The sequence below is a fragment of the Brevundimonas sp. genome (assembly GCF_041911375.1).
In the GTDB taxonomy this organism is placed as follows: Bacteria; Pseudomonadota; Alphaproteobacteria; order Caulobacterales; family Caulobacteraceae; genus Brevundimonas.
The window spans coordinates 239320-257576 of sequence record NZ_JAYRPA010000025.1 but is presented as its reverse complement, the minus strand read 5'-3'; the positions used below and the strand labels follow the sequence as shown (position 1 = coordinate 257576).

Annotated in this window: 15 protein-coding genes and 5 tRNA genes; 11 read left to right on the top strand and 9 right to left on the bottom strand. The window is 67.8% G+C overall.

Going from position 1 to position 18257, the window contains the following annotated elements:
- Nucleotides 1–14 precede the first annotated feature (14 nt).
- Entirely contained in the window at nt 15–698 is a 684-nt protein-coding gene (gene rpiA / locus ACE3PU_RS06350; protein WP_374387804.1) for a ribose-5-phosphate isomerase RpiA, read from the bottom strand.
- A complete protein-coding gene (glmU, locus tag ACE3PU_RS06345) occupies nt 695–2038 on the bottom strand; it encodes a bifunctional UDP-N-acetylglucosamine diphosphorylase/glucosamine-1-phosphate N-acetyltransferase GlmU (protein WP_374387802.1) in 1344 nt (447 codons plus the stop codon). Before glmU ends, rpiA begins: the two co-directional genes overlap by 4 nt.
- A gap of 57 nt (nt 2039–2095) precedes the next feature.
- On the opposite strand from glmU, the gene ACE3PU_RS06340 reads away from it, so the two are divergent.
- The 3 genes from ACE3PU_RS06340 to ACE3PU_RS06330 all read left to right on the top strand — a co-directional run bounded on the left by ACE3PU_RS06340 (nt 2096) and on the right by ACE3PU_RS06330 (nt 4353).
- Nucleotides 2096–2812 carry an HAD-IA family hydrolase gene (locus tag ACE3PU_RS06340; protein WP_374387800.1) on the top strand — a complete coding sequence of 239 codons (717 nt, stop codon included), beginning with the start codon at nt 2096–2098 and terminating at the stop codon, nt 2810–2812.
- A gap of 118 nt (nt 2813–2930) precedes the next feature.
- Nucleotides 2931–4220, top strand: a complete 1290-nt coding sequence (locus ACE3PU_RS06335; protein ID WP_374387798.1) for a dicarboxylate/amino acid:cation symporter — start codon at nt 2931–2933, stop codon at nt 4218–4220.
- A gap of 58 nt (nt 4221–4278) precedes the next feature.
- Nucleotides 4279–4353, top strand: a tRNA-Val gene (locus ACE3PU_RS06330).
- Between the two features lie 86 nt (nt 4354–4439).
- Here the strand turns inward: ACE3PU_RS06330 and ACE3PU_RS06325 are convergent.
- The 3 genes from ACE3PU_RS06325 to ACE3PU_RS06315 are packed head-to-tail and all read right to left on the bottom strand — an operon-like array spanning nt 4440 to nt 7048.
- Entirely contained in the window at nt 4440–5603 is a 1164-nt protein-coding gene (locus ACE3PU_RS06325) for a glutathionylspermidine synthase family protein (RefSeq protein WP_374387796.1), read from the bottom strand.
- A gap of 3 nt (nt 5604–5606) precedes the next feature.
- On the bottom strand, nt 5607–6353 hold the full coding sequence (locus ACE3PU_RS06320) for a PspA/IM30 family protein (RefSeq protein WP_374387794.1): 747 nt from the start codon (nt 6351–6353) through the stop codon (nt 5607–5609).
- A 14-nt stretch (nt 6354–6367) separates the two neighbouring features.
- Nucleotides 6368–7048, bottom strand: a complete 681-nt coding sequence (locus ACE3PU_RS06315; RefSeq protein ID WP_374387792.1) for a YjfI family protein — start codon at nt 7046–7048, stop codon at nt 6368–6370.
- 136 nt (nt 7049–7184) lie between these two features.
- On the opposite strand from ACE3PU_RS06315, the gene ACE3PU_RS06310 reads away from it, so the two are divergent.
- The 4 genes from ACE3PU_RS06310 to ACE3PU_RS06295 all read left to right on the top strand — a co-directional run bounded on the left by ACE3PU_RS06310 (nt 7185) and on the right by ACE3PU_RS06295 (nt 9543).
- The gene (locus ACE3PU_RS06310) at nt 7185–7832 is read left to right on the top strand and encodes a YjfK family protein (protein ID WP_374387790.1); all 648 of its coding nucleotides are present in this window, start codon (nt 7185–7187) and stop codon (nt 7830–7832) included.
- Between the two features lie 24 nt (nt 7833–7856).
- On the top strand, nt 7857–8270 hold the full coding sequence (locus ACE3PU_RS06305; protein WP_374387788.1) for a DUF350 domain-containing protein: 414 nt from the start codon (nt 7857–7859) through the stop codon (nt 8268–8270).
- Between the two features lie 5 nt (nt 8271–8275).
- Nucleotides 8276–8890, top strand: a complete 615-nt coding sequence (locus ACE3PU_RS06300) for a DUF1190 domain-containing protein (protein WP_374387786.1) — start codon at nt 8276–8278, stop codon at nt 8888–8890.
- 137 nt (nt 8891–9027) lie between these two features.
- Nucleotides 9028–9543 carry a Dps family protein gene (locus ACE3PU_RS06295; protein ID WP_374387783.1) on the top strand — a complete coding sequence of 172 codons (516 nt, stop codon included), beginning with the start codon at nt 9028–9030 and terminating at the stop codon, nt 9541–9543.
- Nucleotides 9544–9587: 44 nt separating this feature from the next.
- On the opposite strand, the gene ACE3PU_RS06290 is transcribed toward ACE3PU_RS06295, so the two are convergent.
- Nucleotides 9588–9670 (bottom strand) — tRNA-Leu (locus ACE3PU_RS06290).
- Nucleotides 9671–10087: 417 nt separating this feature from the next.
- Between ACE3PU_RS06290 and lon the strand changes: the two genes are divergently transcribed.
- The 3 genes from lon to ACE3PU_RS06275 all read left to right on the top strand — a co-directional run bounded on the left by lon (nt 10088) and on the right by ACE3PU_RS06275 (nt 12987).
- Complete coding sequence (gene lon / locus ACE3PU_RS06285) at nt 10088–12487, top strand: endopeptidase La (RefSeq protein WP_374387781.1); 2400 nt, start codon at nt 10088–10090, stop codon at nt 12485–12487.
- A 115-nt stretch (nt 12488–12602) separates the two neighbouring features.
- On the top strand, nt 12603–12878 hold the full coding sequence (locus tag ACE3PU_RS06280; protein ID WP_374387779.1) for an HU family DNA-binding protein: 276 nt from the start codon (nt 12603–12605) through the stop codon (nt 12876–12878).
- Between the two features lie 32 nt (nt 12879–12910).
- Nucleotides 12911–12987 (top strand) — tRNA-Val (locus ACE3PU_RS06275).
- Nucleotides 12988–13047: 60 nt separating this feature from the next.
- On the opposite strand, the gene ACE3PU_RS06270 is transcribed toward ACE3PU_RS06275, so the two are convergent.
- Nucleotides 13048–16347 carry an autotransporter outer membrane beta-barrel domain-containing protein gene (locus ACE3PU_RS06270; protein ID WP_374387777.1) on the bottom strand — a complete coding sequence of 1100 codons (3300 nt, stop codon included), beginning with the start codon at nt 16345–16347 and terminating at the stop codon, nt 13048–13050.
- 323 nt (nt 16348–16670) lie between these two features.
- Between ACE3PU_RS06270 and ACE3PU_RS06265 the strand changes: the two genes are divergently transcribed.
- Entirely contained in the window at nt 16671–17921 is a 1251-nt protein-coding gene (locus ACE3PU_RS06265) for a glycosyltransferase (RefSeq protein ID WP_374387775.1), read from the top strand.
- A gap of 60 nt (nt 17922–17981) precedes the next feature.
- Here ACE3PU_RS06265 and ACE3PU_RS06260 read toward each other — a convergent pair.
- Nucleotides 17982–18058, bottom strand: a tRNA-Asp gene (locus ACE3PU_RS06260).
- A 77-nt stretch (nt 18059–18135) separates the two neighbouring features.
- Nucleotides 18136–18212, bottom strand: a tRNA-Asp gene (locus tag ACE3PU_RS06255).
- Between the last annotated feature and the right edge of the window lie 45 nt (nt 18213–18257).

The window sequence follows — 18257 nt, the reverse complement described above, 5'->3', positions numbered from 1 at the left end:
TCGGCTGAACCTGGTCAGGGATTGATCGTCTCGAACCCGTCGTCCGTGCCGATGATGGCCAGGTCGGCGAGGTCGAGGAACAGGCCGTGTTCGACCACGCCGGTGATCAGCTTCAGGTCGTCGGCGAGGCGGGCGGGGTCCTGGATGGCCTTGCAGGCGGCGTCGTAGATCAGGTTGCCGCCGTCGGTGCGGACCAGGCCGCGATCGGCCTGGCGGACGCGCGCGGGCGTGTTGATGTCGTGGTCGATCAGAACATCGGCGATGCGGTTGCCGGTGGTCTTGTGGCCGAAGGCGACCACCTCGATGGGCAGGGGGAAGGTTCCCAGCACCGGCACGACCTTGGCGTGGTCGGCGATGACGATGCAGCGGGCCGAAGCCTCCCACACCAGCTTCTCGCGCAACAGGGCCGCGCCGCCGCCCTTTATCAGGGCCAGGCCCGGACCGACCTCGTCGGCGCCGTCGACGGTCAGATCGATGCGCGGCGTGTCCTCCAGCGTCGAAAGGGTCAGGCCCAGCTCCCGCGCCAGGTCTGCGGTCTTTTCCGAGGTGGGGACGCAGCGCAGGCCCGAGAGGTTGCGCGCCGCCAACGCCTTGACGAACCAGGCGGCGGTGGAGCCGGTGCCCAGGCCCACGACCATGCCCGCCTCGACGTGCTGGGCGGCGGCCTCGCCGGCGTTCTTCTTCTGCAGGTCGCTCATTTCGATTTCGCGTCCTTCCTGGCCTTGGCCTGTTCCCGGAAGGCGACAGCCGCGCCGGGCTTGTTGGTCTGGCGGGCGCGGCCGAAGGCCAGGGCGTCGGCGGGCACGTCCTCGGTGACGACGGAGCCGGAGGCGATCAGGGAGCCGGCGCCGATAACGACGGGCGCGACCAGGCTGGAGTTGGAGCCGACAAAGGCGCCCGCGCCGACCTGGGTGCGGGCCTTGTTGAAGCCGTCGTAGTTGCAGAAGATGGTCCCGGCGCCGATGTTGGCGCCCGCGCCGACCGCGCCGTCGCCCAGATAGGCCAGGTGGTTGGCCTTGGCGCCCTTCTCCATCGTGACGTTCTTCACTTCGACGAAGTTGCCGACCTTGACGCCCTGGGCCAGGTCCGCGCCGGGACGCAGGCGAGCGTAGGGGCCGACCTCGGCGCCCGAGGCGACGCGGGCGCCTTCGACGTGGCTGAAGCTGCGGATGCGGGCGCCGCCTTCGATGACGGCGCCGGGGCCGAACACGACGAAGGGCTCGATGACGGTTCCGCCCCCGACCTGGGTGTCCCAGGCGAAGTGGACGGTGTCGGGCGCGCTCATGGTCACGCCGGCGGCCAGGAAGGTCTCGCGCTGGACCTTCTGGAACAGGGCCTCGGCCTGGGCCAGTTCGGCCTGGGCGTTGACGCCCATGACCGCATCCTCGTCGGCGAAGACCGCGCGGGTCGGATGACCCGCCTTGCGCGCCAATTCGACCACGTCGGTCAGATAGTATTCGCCCTTGGCGTTGTCGTTCGTAACCTGCGCCAGCAGCTGGAACAGCACGGCGGCCGGCGCGGCCATGACGCCCGAGTTGCAGGCGGTCAGGGCCAGGACCTCGGGCGAGGCCTCCTTGGCCTCGGTGATGGCGACGAGCGTGTCGCCTTCGATCACCAGGCGGCCGTAGGCGCCGGGATCGCGCGCCTCGAAGCCGATGACGGTGACGCCTTCGCCGCCGAAGACCGGGGCGATGTCGGCGGCCTTCAGCAGGGGCACGTCGCCGTAGGTGACGACCACGTCGCCGTCGAAGCCGGCCAGGGCCTGTTCGGCGGCGCGGACGGCGTGACCGGTGCCCAGCGGCGGGTCCTGGACCGCGACGGCCTGGGCGCCGAGACGCTTCTCCACATGGGCGCGGACCTGGGGCGAGTGGTCGCCGACGACGACGACGATGCGCTCGCAGCCCAGGCCTTCCGCCGCGTCGATCGCGTGATCCAGCATGGCGCGCTGGCCGACCGGGTGCAGGACCTTGGGAAGAGGCGACTTCATCCGCGTGCCCTGTCCGGCGGCGAGGATGATGGCGGCGCGTGCTCTGGTCATGAATCGTCCCGGCGGCTAGTCGTCCCGGCCTTAACCCATCATGCGCGCCAAAGGGAGATGCGGATGACCGATCGCGATCTGGAGGGATGGACCATCCTGTTCGACCTGGACGGGACGCTGGTCGATTCCGCGCCGGACCTGATCGGCGCGCTGAACCGGCTGCTGGTCGAGGAGGGGTTGCCGCCGGTGGAGATGGAGGCGGCCTCGGCGCTGATCGGATCGGGGGCGCGGGCGCTGCTGGTCCACGGTTTCGAGGCGGCCGGGGCGGACGTGGAGCGGGCGCGCTCGGAGGCGCTGTTCGAGCGGTTCCTGGTCGACTACGCCGGCCGCATCGCCGAGGGCAGCCGGCCGTTTGACGGGGTGGTCGAGACGCTGGAGCGGCTGGCGGCGCGCGGCGCCCGGCTGGCGGTGGCGACCAACAAGCGCTCGGACCTGTCGGAGCTGCTGCTGGAGAAGCTGGACCTGATGCGCCACTTCGCCGCCGTCGTGGGCCCCGACCGGGTCAGCGCCCGCAAGCCCGCGGGCGCGCACCTGATCGAGGCGGTGACGCAGATCGGCGGCGACCCGGCGCGCGCGGTCATGGTCGGCGACGCGGCGCCCGACGCGGGGGCGGCGCGCGACGCGGGCATGCCGTGCATCCTGGCGACGTTCGGCTACACCCCTGTGCCGGTCGAGGAACTGGGCGGCGACGTGCTGATCGACGCCTTCGAGGATGTGGAGGAGGCGGTCGACGGCCTGCTGGCGGACCACTACGTTCGGCGCGCCCTGGGTTAGCGCCTGTCGCTGCGCTAACGGCTGGCGATAGGAGAAGTCGCAACCGATCGACGACGGCTTCGGTTACGGAACCGCGCTTCGGTGGCCGGCTGAGCGGTCCTGCGTCGAGGATGAGTTCGTGATCGCCCGCTTCTTCAAGATTCCCCTGTGGCAGCGGACCGCCGCCGGCTTCGTGCTGGGGGTGGTCGCCGGCCTGATTCTGCGCGAGCGCGCCGAAACCTGGCTGCAGCCGATCGGCGACGTCTATCTGAACCTGATCCGCATGGTGGTGGCGCCGCTGGTGCTGTTCACCATCGCCAGCTCGATCGCCAAGCTGGGCGAGGGCGTCGGCGCGGTGCGCCTGGGCGTCAGGACCATCGTCTGGTTCGCGATCACCTCGCTGCTGGCGGTACTGGTGGGGATCGCCTTCGGCCATCTGATCAATCCGGGCGTGGGCCTGTCGAACCTGCCGCTGGGCGAGGTGAAGGCGCGCGAGATCCCGACCCCGCTGGACGTACTGATCGGGGGGGTGCCGACCAACCCGTTCGCCGCGCTGAGCGAGGGCAGGGTGCTGCAGATCATCTTCTTCTCGGCGCTGGTGGGTATGGCGCTGGTGGCGCTGGGCGATGCGGCGCAGGGCGTGCGGCGGCTGGTGGATGAGGGGGCGGCCGTCGTCTTCCGAATCACCCGCTGGGTGATCCAGCTGACGCCGTTCGGGGTGTTCGGCCTGATCGGGGCGGTGGTCGGAGGTTATGGCTGGGAGGCGCTGCTGCCCCTGGGCAAGTTCATCTTCGCCATCTACGCGGCCTGCCTGTTCCATATCCTGGTGGTCTATTCGGGCCTTCTGAAGCTGCATGGGCTGAAGATTCGCAGCTTCTTCCGCGGCGCCTTTGCGGCGCAGCAGACGGCGTTCGCGACATCATCCTCTCTGGGAACGTTGCCGATCACCCTGCGCCAGACGGTCGAGCGGCTGGGCGTGCCCCAGGCCTATGCGGCCTTCGCCGTGCCGCTGGGGGCCAATGTGAAGATGGACGGCTGCGGCGCCATCTATCCCGCGATCGCCTCGATCTTCATCGCCCAGTATTTCAAGATCGACCTGACGCTGACGCAATATGTGCTGATCGGCCTGACGGCCGTGCTGGGGTCGCTGGGCACGGCCGGCGTGCCCGGGACCAGCATCGTCATGCTGACCCTGACGCTGTCGACGGCAGGTCTTCCGCTGGAAGGCATCGGCTATATCGTCGCCATCGACCGGATCATCGACATGATGCGCACGGCGACGAACGTCACCGGCCAGATGCTGGTCCCGGTGCTGGTGGCCAGGGAGGAAGGCATACTGAACGAGGCGGTGTACGACGGCCGCGTGGCCTTTCTGCCCGGCGATCCGGAGACGGAAACGCCGGAGGCGGTGCGAGCGGCCGGAATCTGATGCTCCGGCGCTTGCGCGGCGCACGCGACCGGGCTATGTCGCCGCCTCCGCAAGGCATGGATGCGTAGCTCAGCGGGAGAGCACCTCGTTCACACCGAGGGGGTCACAGGTTCAATCCCTGTCGCATCCACCATCCTTTCCTCGATAAACCGATCTTTCGCCGGTCCAGAATCCCTAGCCGGACGGTGATTCATCGGCGGCGGGCCGCCCCGATCGCGCTCAGTCGCGGATGAAGTGCGGAAGAAAGCGGGACGTGTTGCGGGTGATGCGGCCGGTGTCTTCGCGCAGGCCGACGCCCGCCGGTTCGTCGCCGATCAGCCAGGAACCGACGATCACGTGCTGGCCGTCGAAGACGGGGGGCGGGCGGAGCGCCTGCAGGATATGCCGGCCTTCGCCGTAACCGCCGTCGTCGACCCCGCCGCTTACGCCCCGGTCGACCAGCTCGACATTGGCGCCTTCGCGCGAGAACAGCGGCTTGCGCGCGTAGGAATCGCCCAGGTTCGCCGCTCGGGGATCATCCTCGAAATAGCTTTCCAGCAGATTGGGGTGGCCGGCGTGCCGCGCCCACAACAGGGGCAGGATCCCCTTGTTGGACAGAAGGCTCTTCCAGGCCGGCTCCAGGACGGTGACGTCCGCGGTGGGCAGGGGCGCGGCGTAGTCGTCGCGCAGCATCTGTTCCCACGGATAGAGCTTGAACAGGGCGCCGATGATCCAGTTCTCATGGTCGACGAAGCGGCCTTCCTCGTTCAGGCCGATCTGGTCGATGGCGACGAACTGAGGGTCCAATCCCGCCTGTCGCGCCAGATCCTCCAGGAAGCGGACGGTCTGGCGATCCTCGACGAAGTCGGCGTCGGAGCTGAAATGCATGAAGCCGCCGCCCGGGAAGATGGCCCGGAAGCGGTCGACCAGCTTTTCGTGCAGGCTGTTGAACTGGTCCGCGTCGGCGGGCAGGACGCCGGCGGCGATCTGGTCCTCCAACCACAGCCACTGGAAGACCGCCGTCTCATAGATGCTGGTCGGGGTGTCGGCGTTGTACTCGTAAAGCTTGGCCGGGCCCGTTCCGTCGTAGGCGAAGTCGAACCGGCCGTAGAGCGAGGGCTCGTTCCGTTTCCAGCTGTCGGCGACGTAATCCCGCATGGCCTCGGGGATGTCGAGCTGCTCCATCAGCCGTTCCGACTGGACGGCTTCCTCGACCAGATCCAGGCACAGGGAGTGCAGCTCGGCCGTCGGCGCTTCGATCCCGTCCTCGATCTCGGACAGCGAGAAGGCGTAGGCGGCCGTCTCGTCCCAATAGGGCTTGCCGTCGTCGTGTCGCCAGGTGAAGCCCAGGGCCTCGGCCTTGGCGTCCCAGTCGGGGCGAGGATCGAAGCGGAGACGCTCCATGGATCAGGCCGGGTCCTTGTCGGCCGTCGGGACGGACTGGCCGATGCGCGGGGTGACGATCGTCACCTCCTGCTGGGTCAGGCGGGCCAGCACGTCGTCGGCCGAGGAGTGGCCAGGCAGGATCCCCGCTTCACGCAGCTTGGCGTCCAGATCGGCGCCGGTCCGCTTGTCCTCCAGCTCCTGATTGGCGCGCAGCTTCTCTTCCTGCACGGCCTGGCGCTGCTTGATGCGTTGCAGGCTGTCGGCCGCCGAGCCGATGCGCGAGTGGGCGCCGGCCGAGTTGAGGGCGACCGAGGTCTGGGCGCGCTGGACGGATTCGTTGACCTTGACGATGTCGATCTCGCGCCGGAGCGTCTCGATCTTCTGGTCCGTCGTGGCGATGGCGGTGCGAAGCCGGGCCTCGGCGGCCTTCATGTCCTCGATCATCGGGCCGCGCGTGGCGATTTCGCCTTCCAGCTCGGCGATGCGCGAGGCGACCTCACGCGCGAGGTCCGTCTTGCCCTGACCCAGGGCGGTGCGGGCCGAGCTTTCGTACTTGCCGATCTGGTCCCTGAAGGACGCCAGCTCGTTCTCGGCCATGCGGCGGCGCGCCACCAGGCCGGCCAGGTCATCGCGCGCCTTGCCCTGGGCGTTGTCGGCGTCGCGGATTTCCTGGTCGAGGATCTTCAGCGCATTGGCGTCGACGACGCCCTGGGCGGCGTCATGGGCAGTGCCGCGGAACAGGGCGGAGAGTTTTCTGAGCATGGACATGGTCGGTCTCCGAATCAGGCGGCGTCGGCGCCGAAGGTTTCGCGCAGTTCGGTGGCGTCGATCGCATTCTCGGCCAGGGTGCGCAGTTCGATGAGGATGGTCTGCAGGGTCGTCTTGCAGGACAGTTCGCCCATCAGCTCATACACGTCTTCGCCGCCCACATTGGTGATGGCGAAGTTGGACAGGGGCACCACGCGCTGGGCCTTCAGCAGGAACTCGTTGAAGGCGTGGCGGTCGGTCTGTTCCGCCACCGGCCACAGCAGGACCGAGCAGACGATCTGGGCGCCGCCGACGCTGAGATAGACGGGCAGGTCGCCGTATTCGTGCATCGTGGCCAGCAGCACGGGCTCGGCCCCTTCCAGCACGCGCAGGGTCATCTCGCCCTCGCGCAGCAAGGGGGACTGGTCCAGCGCCGCCTTGATGGCCGGCACGGTCCAGGGCGTTTCGATCACGGCGTCCATGTGGTGGTCGTCTCCAGGGGTGATGGATTCAGAAGTGGGGCGGCGTGATCGCCCGGCAAGATGCGGGCCGCGCGTGGAATCGGTGACGATGGCGCGGACGGCGGCCTTCACATCGTCTCGAGCGGCTGCAGGCACCCAAAGCTCCAGCTTGACCAGACCGGCTTCGCGGCGCGCCTGCCGCCACGCACGGATGCGGTCGTTGGCGGCGGAGGAGGGCGAGCTGATCGAGTCCATGTTACATGAAACGCGTAACATGAACGCTTGACTTCACGCAATATCGGCGAGACCCTTCGCCGTATGAACCGCATCATTCGGGCGCGCCGCCGTTGTTCGCTCGCGGTCGGCGCGCGAGGGGCTTAGATAGTCGCCCATGTTCAAGAAACTTTTCGGATCATCGGAGAAGACGCCGCCGGCGTCGCGGCTGGCGACGGTGCGCAACATCACCGTCGGCCGGACCGTCTCGCTGGATCCGCTGGCGTGGCGACGGCTAGGAGACGACACGCATTTCGCCCTGGATCGCGACGTGCTGGACGTCACGGCGCAGGGTCTGATCAGCCTGGACGGCGGGCAGTACGTGCACCGCTTCTATACCGACGACCACGTCATGCTGCAGGCCATGAGCGATGATGAGGCCGGGGCCGAGAGCTACGACTTCAGCCTGTTCATTCCCTGGACCTCGGCCTATCCGCCGGGCGAGCGCGAGCGGCGGATCTGGCGCGACCGGCTGTCGGCCCCGGTCTTTCACGGCGCGGCGGAAGAGCTGCCGGACTATCCGCGGTTCTGGTTCGCCGAGAGCGACGCGATCCAGCCGCCCGTCACGCTATGGGAGACCATCTGGGACGACCGGGCCGCGACCACGCCCTATGCCAAGATCTTCCAGACCTGCATGCTGTACGCACGCGACCTGGCGGGCGGGCGCGAACTGATGATCGCCCTGGAGCAGCAGCCCGAGGGCGGCGAGACGACGCACGAGATCATGATCGGCATTCCGCTGGAAATGGCCGAGTTCCGCGCCTGAGCGCGCACATCAAGGGGCGACACGATGTTCGACTGGTACGTATTTCAGCAGGGCGCGATCGCCTTTCTGATCGCCTTCGCCGCGGCGGGGCTGTTCACCCTGGCGTTCAAGCTGATCTACCAGTGGGTCACGCCGTACCATGAGCGCACCCTGATCCGTGAGGGCAACCCGGCCGCGGCCATCGCCCTGGGCGGAGCATTGATCGGCTATGTGCTGCCGCTGGCCTCGGCGCTTTCGCACACCGTCAGCCTGGCCGAGTTCGCCGCCTGGGCCCTGCTGGCCGGGGTGATCCAGATCGTGGTCTTCGTGACCATCAGCCGGCTGGCCTTCCGCAATCTGGTGGTCCGCATCGAGGCGGGCGAAATCGCGGCGGCCATCTACCTGGCCTCCATTTCCATCTGCGTCGGGCTGCTGAACGCCGCCTGCATGACGTCGTGACCGCCATGACCGATCCCAGGGACCTGCCCCAGACCCGGACCATGCGACGCCTGATGCGCTCGCGCGTCCTGCATGTCAGCAGCCTGATGGCCACCGCCAGCTTCACCCTGTCGGCCTGTGGCGCGCCGCAACGCGTGCCGGAGCCCGAGCCGCAGCCGACGCTGGCCTACACCTCGCTGGAGGAATGCCGGGCCGCCGACGACATTGCCGACGCCGAATGCGACGCCGCCCTGGCGAAGGCCCAGCAGGACGCCGCCGCCACGGCGCCGCGTTATGCGACGCGCGAGGAATGCGAAGGCCAGTGGGGGCCGTCCCAGTGCCAGCCGAACAATCAGGGGGGCGGCTCGTTCTTCAGTCCGCTGCTGGCCGGCTTCGTCATCGGGCAGTTGCTGGACGGCGGCTATCGGGGCGGCGGCCCGCTGTATCGCGACCGCGAGGATCGCTATTCCAACGGTTACGGCGGCGGCTACACCTATCGCGACTATCGCACGGGCCGCACGCTGACGAACGGTCGAGAACACACAGACGTGGCCCGCCAGGCGCCCAGCCGGGTACAGAGCCGCACGACGGTCGTCTCACGCGGCGGCTTCGGCGGGGGCGGGCGCGGGTACGGGGGATAGGGAAAGGGCGCGCAGCCGCGTGTCAGCCTGGCGGCGCTGGGGCCGCCCCCGACCATCGGAATTGACGCAGATCAGGGCTTTCGTTCGCCCCCGCTGCTTCCTAGCTAGACCATTCAGATCAAGCCGAGGAGAATTCCATGTCTGACGCTCGCGAAAAGCGCCTTGCGCCCCTGAAAACACCGACCAGCCTGCCTGAGGAGGCGACGCGGGACATCGCCGCCGCCCTGACCGGGCTGCTGGCCGACGTCTTCGCCCTGTATCTGAAGACGAAAAATTTTCACTGGCACGTGTCGGGTCCGCATTTCCGCGACTTCCACCTGCTGCTGGACGAGCAGGCGGCGGAACTGTTCGCCATGACCGATCCGATCGCCGAGCGGGCGCGCAAGATCGGCGGCGTGACCCTGCGCTCCATCGGCCAGATCGTCGGCCAGCAGCGCATCGCCGACAACGACGCGGACTATGTGGATCCGTTCGACATGCTGGCGGAGCTGCGGGACGACAACAACGACCTGGTGGGCTGGATGCGCGAAGTCCACGATCTGTGCGACGAGCACAACGACGTGGCCACCGCCAGCCTGCTGGAGAACTGGATCGACGAGGGCGAGAAGCGGGTCTGGTTCCTGTTCGAGACCGGCCGTCGCGGCAACGCCTGACCCGGGACGCCGCGCCGCCGGTTCAGGCCGGCGGCGTGCGAGGGTGGTGCGGCTAGAGGGACTCGAACCCCCACGGTCTCCCGGCAGGACCTAAACCTGCTGCGTCTACCAATTTCGCCATAGCCGCGAAGCCGCCGGTCTATCGTCGCCGCCGCATGGCGGCAAGCCTGTGACGCGACGGGGACGGATAATCCCGAACGCGCGGGACAGGGCAGGGGGAATCCGCGAACATTCGTCGCGCCGGGATTCGCTTCAGCGCGGCCCGGCGGCCACAGTCGACGGCGGCGCCGTGATGCGGTCTTTCGCCACGGCGCGACTGAAATCCGCACATCTTTGGGCAGGCGCGGCCGAATGATGCGGCTGGGCCGCGATCGACGCAGATGTGGGCCGTTCGGCGGTCACGCTTGAACCCCGCGCCTTCCGAACCACATACTCATCCGAACGCCGTCGGAATCGACGGGCCGCGACGCCTCGTCGGAGCATAGCGCCGAGACGGACGACGCGGCGGGCCGGAGATCATCAAAGGCCCTGGAGTTATTACATCATGTCCGAGACGAAAATCCTGCCCGTCCTGCCGCTTCGGGACATCGTGGTCTTTCCGCACATGGTCGTGCCGCTGTTCGTGGGCCGAGAGAAGTCGGTCAAGGCGCTGGACGAGATCATGAAGGGCGAAAAGCAGATTCTGCTGGCGACCCAGAAGAACTCGGTCGACGACGACCCGTCGCCCGACGCCATCTATCCGACCGGCGTGCTGGCCACTGTGCTGCAACTGCTGAAGCTTCCCGACGGCACCGTGAAGGTGCTGGTCGAGGGCAAGAGCCGCGCGCGCCTGACCCGCTTCACCGAGCGCACCGACTATTTCGAGGCCGAGGCCGAGGAGATCGCCGACGAGCCGGGCGACACCGCGCAGTCGGAGGCGATGCTGCGCGCGGTCGTCGAGCAGTTCGAGAGCTATGTGAAGCTGAACAAGAAGGTCCCGCCCGAGGCCCTCAGCTCCATTCCCCAGATCGCCGACGCCTCCAAGCTGGCCGACTCGGTCGCCGCCCACCTGTCCGTCAAGATCAGCGACAAGCAGGGGCTGCTGGAGACCTTCGACGTGCCCAAGCGGCTGGAGAAGGTCTATGGCCTGATGGAGGGCGAGATCAGCGTCCTGCAGGTCGAGAAGAAGATCCGCTCGCGCGTGAAGCGCCAGATGGAGAAGACCCAGCGCGAATATTATCTGAACGAGCAGATGAAGGCGATCCAGCGCGAGCTGGGTGAGACCGACGACGCGCGCGACGAGATCATGGAGCTGGAGAAGCGCATCCGTAAGACGCGCCTGTCCAAGGAAGCGCGGACCAAGGCCGAGGCCGAGGTCAAGAAGCTGCGTAACATGAGCCCGATGTCGGCCGAATCCACGGTCGTTCGCAACTATCTGGACTGGCTGCTGTCCGTGCCGTGGGGCAAGGCCAAGCAGAAGCCGATCGACCTGCAGAAGGCCGAAGACATCCTCGAGGAGGATCACTTCGGCCTGGAGAAGGTCAAGGAGCGGATCATCGAATATCTGGCCGTCCAGGCGCGCACCGGCAGCCTGAAGGGCCCGATCCTGTGCCTGGTCGGACCGCCCGGCGTCGGCAAGACCTCGCTGGCCAAGTCCATCGCCAAGGCCACAGGCCGCGAATACGTCCGAATGTCGCTGGGCGGCGTGCGCGACGAGTCCGAGATCCGCGGTCACCGCCGGACCTACATCGGCTCCATGCCCGGCAAGATCATCCAGTCGATGAAGAAGGCCAAGACCACCAACGCCTTCGTCCTGCTGGACGAGATCGACAAGCTGGGCGCCGACTGGCGCGGCGACCCGTCCTCGGCCCTGCTCGAGGTGCTGGACCCGGCGCAGAATTCGACCTTCGGCGACCACTATCTGGAGGTGGACTACGACCTGTCCCAGGTCATGTTCGTGACGACGGCGAACAGCCTGAACATGCCGCAGCCGCTGATGGACCGGATGGAGATCATCCGGGTGTCGGGCTACACCGAGGACGAAAAGGTCGAGATCGCCAAGCGCCACGTCCTGCCCAAGCAGCTGCAGGATCACGGCCTGAAGGACGGCGAGCTGATCGTGCCGGACGACACCATCCGCGACCTGATCCGCTACTACACCCGTGAAGCCGGCGTGCGGTCGCTGGAGCGCGCCCTGGGCGGTCTGGCCCGCAAGGCGGTGCGCGAGATGGCCAAGACCAGGGCCGCCTCGATCACGGTCGACGCGGACAAGCTGGCCGAATACGCGGGCGTGAAGAAGTACCGCTACGGCGAGACGGACGAGGAGGATCAGGTCGGCATCGTCACCGGCCTGGCCTGGACCGAGTTCGGCGGCGACATCCTGACCATCGAAGCCATCAAGATGCCGGGCCGCGGCCGCATGACCGTGACCGGCAACCTGAAGGAGGTCATGAAGGAGTCGATCTCGGCCGCCGCGTCCTACGTGCGCGCCCGCTCGCTGGCCTTCGGCGTCAAGCCGCCGGTCTTCGAGAAGACCGACATCCACGTCCACGTGCCGGACGGCGCCACGCCCAAGGACGGTCCGTCCGCCGGCGTCGCCATGACGGTGGCCATGGTCTCGGTCCTGACGGGCGTGCCGATCCGCAAGGATATCGCCATGACCGGCGAGATCACCCTGCGCGGCCGCGTCACCGCCATCGGCGGCCTGAAGGAGAAGCTGCTCGCGGCGCTCCGCTCGGGCGTGAAGACGGTGCTGATTCCGCAGGAGAACGAGAAGGACCTGGCCGACGTGCCGGAGAACGTGAAGGCCGCCCTGGAGATCGTGCCGATCTCGACCGCGGACGAGGCGCTGAAGTGGGCCCTGACAGGGTCGCTGACGCCGGTGGAGTGGGACGAGGCGGCCGAACCGCTGCCGGCGCCTGCGCCCGCCACGACGGACCCCGCCACGGTGTCCGTCAGCCACTAGGCTTCACGTCACCTTGAACTTGGAACGCCGCCGGTGACCATTCCGGCGGCGTTTTGCGTTTTGACCTCGGCGGTGATCCGCCGTTTAGTGATTCTCTTCGGACTCGGGGGGCTGAATGACGAAGGCGGAATTGATCGGGCGCATGGCCGGAGCGGCAAACATCAGCCGCGACCAGGCCAAGGCGGCGCTGGAGGCGTTCACCGACGGTGTCGCGGAGGCGCTGACCCAGGGGCGGGACGTCAAGTTGATCGGCTTCGGCAGCTTCGTCGCCGTCGACCGCAAGGCGGGGGTTGCGCGCAATCCCCAGACCGGCGCGGCCGTGGCCCGCCCCGCATCGCGCACCGCGCGCTTCCGGCCGGGGGAGGGGCTGAAAAGCGCCTTGAACGGGTGAGGTCCTGAGGGCATAAGCCCGGCTCCGCATTCGGGCGGCTAGCTCAGCTGGTCAGAGCACCTCGTTTACACCGAGGGGGTCGGGGGTTCGAACCCCTCGCCGCCCACCAGAAACGAAAACGGCCGCCGGATCGCTCCGGCGGCCGTGGTCTTTTGTCGGCCGGTCCCGATCAGAAGCGGAAGCTGGCCCGCAGCAGCAGGGAGTAGCGGACGTAGTCTTCCAGCATCTCGGCGTCGCCGGTGATCGACAGCATGCCCAGGTCGTTGCCGACGTTCAGGCGGAAGCCGAGGATCGGTCCGCCGCCCTCGATGGCGTCCGGCGTGAGGATGAAGTCCGGGCCGCCGCTGGCGAAGCGGGCGATGGTCTCGCCGGCGTCGACCGAGATGTTCTGGCGATAGCCAAATCGGATTTCGGGACGAATCCAGCCATCCCGGCCGAACCCGTAGCCGATGTTCATCGCCGCCACGGCGGAGAAGATGTGGCTGTCGCGTTCGTCGATATCCAGATCGAAGCCGTCGCCGCCGCCGACCTCGGTGCGGGCGCCTTCCGACAGGCGGAAGTACTCGGCGTAGACTTCCGGGCGGACGTTCAAACGACCGAAGTTGCGCTCGTAGGAGGCGCCGCCGGCCGCCGCTGCGGTCCATCCGTGCCAATCCGAGGTGTTGTTCAGATAGACGCCCTCGGCCACCAGCGAACGGTCGGCGCTGAAGCTGGCGTAGCCTGCGGCCGCACGGGCCCAGGTGGTCCAGTACTGGCCCTGGGCGCGCCAGTAGAGGCCAAGCTCCAGAAGGTTGGCGGACAGGACCTCTTCGGCCTCGGCCTCGGGGTCTTCGATGTCGGAAGAGGTGAAGGCCGCCGTGACGCCGAAGGCGCCCATTCCGGTGCCGCGCTCCACGCCGCCGGCGACGCCGAAGCCTTCGGAGCGGAAGCCGTAGGACTCCGTCTTGTCCTTGTCGGCGTAGAAGTTGATCTCCTGCACCCAGGCGCTGGTCTCGCCCGGCGCGGCCGAGGCGTTTCGCCCGGTCAGCGCACGCGTGACCGCATCCACGCCGGCCGACAGCGACATCAGCGGACCGCCGGAATGGTCGGGCAGCATCTGCTCATAGGCGTCGATGAATTCGTCGCGGTCAGTGCGCGTCAGGAACAGGTTCTGCAGCGTCTCGTTGTCGCCCAGCGCGGCGTATACCGCGTCGAACGCCGACGCCTCGACCGGGATCAGGCCCGCCTCTTCGGCGGTCCGCCGGCGTGCGTCGAGGTACAGTTCGCCGGCGGCCTCGTCGACGCCCGCTTCGACCACATAGATGTAGGGCGAGTTTTCTTCGAGCAGCGACTGGTTCAGCTCGCCCGCGTTCAGGTCTCCGGCGGTCAGCAGCGTGAACCGCTCCGGATTTTGCAGCAGCGAGGCGAAGCGAACGCCGAGCGATGCGCCGGAGGCGATGTTCGCGACGCCGGTCACGTCGAAGCCACCGGTCGTTCCGGCCTGCGGATCGACGTTGAACAGCAGGGTGCCCTCGGCGCCGACGTCGAGGCTGGAGATCGTCGTCGTCGTCGTCTGGGTGGCGAAGAGGACGCCGTCGCTGACGTCGATGTCCAGTTGGCCGTCAGCATCCGTGATGGCGCCGATCACCCCGGCCCCGCCTGAGATGACCAGCGCGTCGGCGCCCGCGCCGAAGGACATGTTGCCGGTGATGGTTCCGTTCTCGACGGCCACCCTGTCGTTTCCAGATCCCAGCAGGATGTCGCCGCGGATCGAAGGCTCGTTGACGTCCGGCACGCCGTCCTCGTCGGCGTCGGGCAGGGTGCTGTCTTCGTCGGCCTCCACGCCGAACTGGCGGATGGTGACGCCTGTCGTATTGGCGGACAGATCGAGGGCCACCGCCGAACCGTCCACCGCGGTCTCATCATCGGCGTTCGGTGTGATGGAGGTGACGATCGAGCCGCTGTTGGTGAGCGACGTGAGAGTGCCCGAAAGATCGCGGATCGCGACGGCGTCGCCGTGGTTGCCCGAGAACCCGGCTGTGATCGTTCCGGCGTTGTTCAACGTCGGCACGCTGGCGCCCTGCGCGATCAGGACCGCGGTCGCCGTATGCTGGCCGTCGCCCGACGCGCCCGCCTGGATGGAGCTTTCGTTCTGCAGAACCGGCGTCGAAACATTGGCGCCGAAGAGAACGGCGGTTGCGTCGGCGCCGGCTGCGGCAGCGGCGATGGAGCCGATGTTTCTCACCCCGCCCTCGACGGTCACCGCCTGGCCGTTGTCGACGCCGAACCGCAGCGCTTGGGCGGCGATGCCGGAGTAGGTCCCCAATCCGGTGATCGTTCCGCCGTTTATGAAGCCATAGGCCTGGTCGCCCGCTCCGACCACGCCGAGCGCGACCGTGCGGTCGATGGATCCCACGACCATCGCAGGCGCGCCTCCGAGCGAGCTGATGTTGGCGTTGGTCTCGCTGGAGTCCGGAATGCCGTCGCCGTCCCGATCCGTGTCGTTACGGTTGATGACGCCGTCGCCGTCGTCATCCTCATCACCGTTCTTGACGCTGTCGCCGTCATCATCGCCTTCAGCGCCTTGCGCGCTTTGATAGGCGGGCGCATTCGCCAGGATCACTCCGCCCGCGACGTCGGCCTGAATCGCAAAGGCCGGGCCGCCCTGCAGCAGATCGTCCGCGTCAAGATCCTCGAGGTAGAGGCCGCCCGAGCTCGGCTCGCCCGACTCGGGGCGGGACGGGGGCGGGGTCGTGTAGCGATAGCCGGTGGCGTTGACCTGAGAGTGGATGACCAGGGCGCCGCCGACGTCGCCTTCGATCGAGACGCCGCTGCTGTTCTGGCCAACAGCCGAAACCGACCCGGCCAAGTTGACGTCGCCGGAGACGTCGCCCTGCACACGGACGCCATAGGACTCGTTGCCGAGGACGCTGACGGCCCCCAGGTTCGTCAACGAGCCGTCAAGATCCGATTCCAGCCGAATGCCGTAGCTCTGGTTCCCCTCGACGCGGACAGCGCCGCTGCCTTCCACCAGGATGTCGCCGGTGTAGGGGGAGGCGCCGACGACGCGAACACCGTGCCGATCGGTTCCCGCGGCGAGCGGACCGTCCAGGTCGCCGTCGCTATCTGCGTCTTTGTAATCGTCGGAATCGATCGCATCAGTGATGCTGATCGCCCCTCCCACAATCACGGATCCTTCGTTTCCGCCTTCCACGCGGACGCCCGTGGCGCCGTCGGCCGCGTTCTCCATCGTGATGGCGCCGCCGCTGTCGATGTCGAGGTCGTGATCCGAGTTCACGGTCACGGCCGCGCCGCTCGTCACCTTGACGGTGCCGCCGCTGCCGATGCGGATGTCCGAGGGCGCGCCGTTGTTCGCGGTCGCCGTGCTGATCGGCGTCGTGCGTTCGTTGGAGATGACGACCTGAGCCTGAGCTCCGGCGGCGGCGAGCAGGGGGGCGATCGCCACGGCGGTCGCGAGCAGAATACGCATTCGAAAGAAACCCCTGGTGGTCACGCGATCACGAAACGGAGGCCCTCTTAGCAGGGTCCTCTCCAGCGTTCCCCAAGTTTATCGAATTTGAGGCGAATGCAAGGCCGGAGCGGTCGCCTGCGCCTTGCGGGCCGGGGCGGAAGGTCCAGGATCGCGCCGCCACGATTGGCTTTGCGCGGCGTTCGGACGGATTCTGCATTTATCCACGCTTGAGCTTTGCCGCGCCGGGGTCTAGGGGCGGAATTGGTCTCGTGGGCATGGCGCACGCATCCAAAGAGCGCCGCGCCGCGTTCGACGGCCCAGACCAAGGCGAGAACGACCCCATGACCATGACTGACCTCGAAGTCCAAGAAAGCGAACTGCGGCTGATCCCGGGCCTGGATGTCGAGGTGGCCGAGACGCTCCGGGCGCTGAAGGCTTCGGCGCATGACGCGCGGCCGAGGTTGATCGACACGACCATGCTCTATGCGCCCCGCTCGGGCGGGGTGAAGCGCTATCTGCTGTCGAAGAAGGCCTGGATCGCCGAGAACCGGCCCGGCGTCAGCCACTCGCTGGTCGTGCCGGGCGCGCGCCACAAGGCCGGGAGCGACGACATCATCAAGCTGCGCGCGACCAAGCTGCCGTTCGGCGACGGCTATCGCTGGCCCAGCTCGGTCCGCCGCTGGAGCGCCTGGGTCGCGGCGATGAAGCCGTCGATCATCGAGGCGGGCGATCCCTATACGCCGGGGCAGGGCGCCCTTGAGGCCGGCCAGCGGGTCGGCTGCCCGGTCGTCGGCTTCTGCCACTCGGATCCTGCCGCACTGGCGGCGCTGCATTTCGGCGAATGGGCCAAGAAGCCCGTCGAGAAGCGCTGGGCCAAGCTCTTCTCCCAGTTCGACCGCGTGGTCTCGCCCAGCCGCTACATCGCCCAGCGTCTGGAAGAGGCCGGGATCGAGAACATCTTCATCCGCCCCCTGGGCGTCGAGATCGACACCTTCCGGCCCGACCGCCGCGATCGCCAGTGGCTGCTGGACAAGCTGGGTCTGGACGCGGACGCGCGCCTGCTGTGTTTCGCCGGACGACCGGCGAAGGAGAAGAACGTCGACGTTCTGATCGACGCCGTGCAGAAGCTCGGCGCGCCCTATCATCTGGTGCTGGTCGGCGCCGGCTCCGGCATGCCGGCCGAGGATCGCGTGATCGCCCTGCCGTACGAGAAGGATCCGCGCGCGGTGGCCAAGATCATCGCCAGCTGCGACGCCTTCGTGCACGCCAACGACAAGGAGCCGTTCGGCCTGATCGTGCTGGAGGCGATGGCCTGCGGACGGCCCGTGGTCGGCGTCAACGCGGGCGGGGTCGCCGAAACGGTCGATGAGTCGGTCGGGCAGCTGGCCGCGCGGGCGGATGCGGACGACTACGCCCAGGCCGTGGAGGCCCTGTTCGCGCGCGACATCGAGGCGATCGGCCGCGCCGCGCGGGCGAAGGCCGAAAGCCAGTTCGCCTGGAACCGGGTCTTCGAGGACCTGTGCATGCTGTATGGCGACCTGACCGGCGATGCGGCCTTCGTCCAGCCGTCGGGCGCATGGGCGGTCCACTGAGGGCCGGCGCTTCTTGTTCTGAATGAGGAAGGCGGGGCGCCACTCTCTGTCGATCAGGAGTGGCGCGAGTGACGGGGCTCGAACCCGCGACCTCCGGCGTGACAGGCCGGCACTCTAACCAACTGAGCTACACCCGCGTTCAGGCCGGAACTTTTAAGCTGTTCCGAAAGCTTTCTGGGAAGGCGGTGCGCCACTCTTCCATTTCTGGAGAGAGTGGCGCGAGTGACGGGGCTCGAACCCGCGACCTCCGGCGTGACAGGCCGGCACTCTAACCAACTGAGCTACACCCGCGTTTCCTGGCCGAAGCGGCTGTGCGCCTCGGCGAGGGGCGTCGTT

Coding starts and splice junctions, on each gene's coding strand:
- rpiA (WP_374387804.1), bottom strand. CDS start 698: ATGAGCGACCTGCAGAAGAAGAACGCCGGCGAGGCCGCCGCCCAGCAC.
- glmU (WP_374387802.1), bottom strand. CDS start 2,038: ATGACCAGAGCACGCGCCGCCATCATCCTCGCCGCCGGACAGGGCACG.
- ACE3PU_RS06340 (WP_374387800.1), top strand. CDS start 2,096: ATGCGGATGACCGATCGCGATCTGGAGGGATGGACCATCCTGTTCGAC.
- ACE3PU_RS06325 (WP_374387796.1), bottom strand. CDS start 5,603: ATGGAGCGTCTCCGCTTCGATCCTCGCCCCGACTGGGACGCCAAGGCC.
- ACE3PU_RS06320 (WP_374387794.1), bottom strand. CDS start 6,353: ATGTCCATGCTCAGAAAACTCTCCGCCCTGTTCCGCGGCACTGCCCAT.
- ACE3PU_RS06315 (WP_374387792.1), bottom strand. CDS start 7,048: ATGGACTCGATCAGCTCGCCCTCCTCCGCCGCCAACGACCGCATCCGT.
- ACE3PU_RS06310 (WP_374387790.1), top strand. CDS start 7,185: ATGTTCAAGAAACTTTTCGGATCATCGGAGAAGACGCCGCCGGCGTCG.
- ACE3PU_RS06305 (WP_374387788.1), top strand. CDS start 7,857: ATGTTCGACTGGTACGTATTTCAGCAGGGCGCGATCGCCTTTCTGATC.
- ACE3PU_RS06300 (WP_374387786.1), top strand. CDS start 8,276: ATGACCGATCCCAGGGACCTGCCCCAGACCCGGACCATGCGACGCCTG.
- ACE3PU_RS06295 (WP_374387783.1), top strand. CDS start 9,028: ATGTCTGACGCTCGCGAAAAGCGCCTTGCGCCCCTGAAAACACCGACC.
- lon (WP_374387781.1), top strand. CDS start 10,088: ATGTCCGAGACGAAAATCCTGCCCGTCCTGCCGCTTCGGGACATCGTG.
- ACE3PU_RS06280 (WP_374387779.1), top strand. CDS start 12,603: ATGACGAAGGCGGAATTGATCGGGCGCATGGCCGGAGCGGCAAACATC.
- ACE3PU_RS06270 (WP_374387777.1), bottom strand. CDS start 16,347: ATGCGTATTCTGCTCGCGACCGCCGTGGCGATCGCCCCCCTGCTCGCC.
- ACE3PU_RS06265 (WP_374387775.1), top strand. CDS start 16,671: ATGACCATGACTGACCTCGAAGTCCAAGAAAGCGAACTGCGGCTGATC.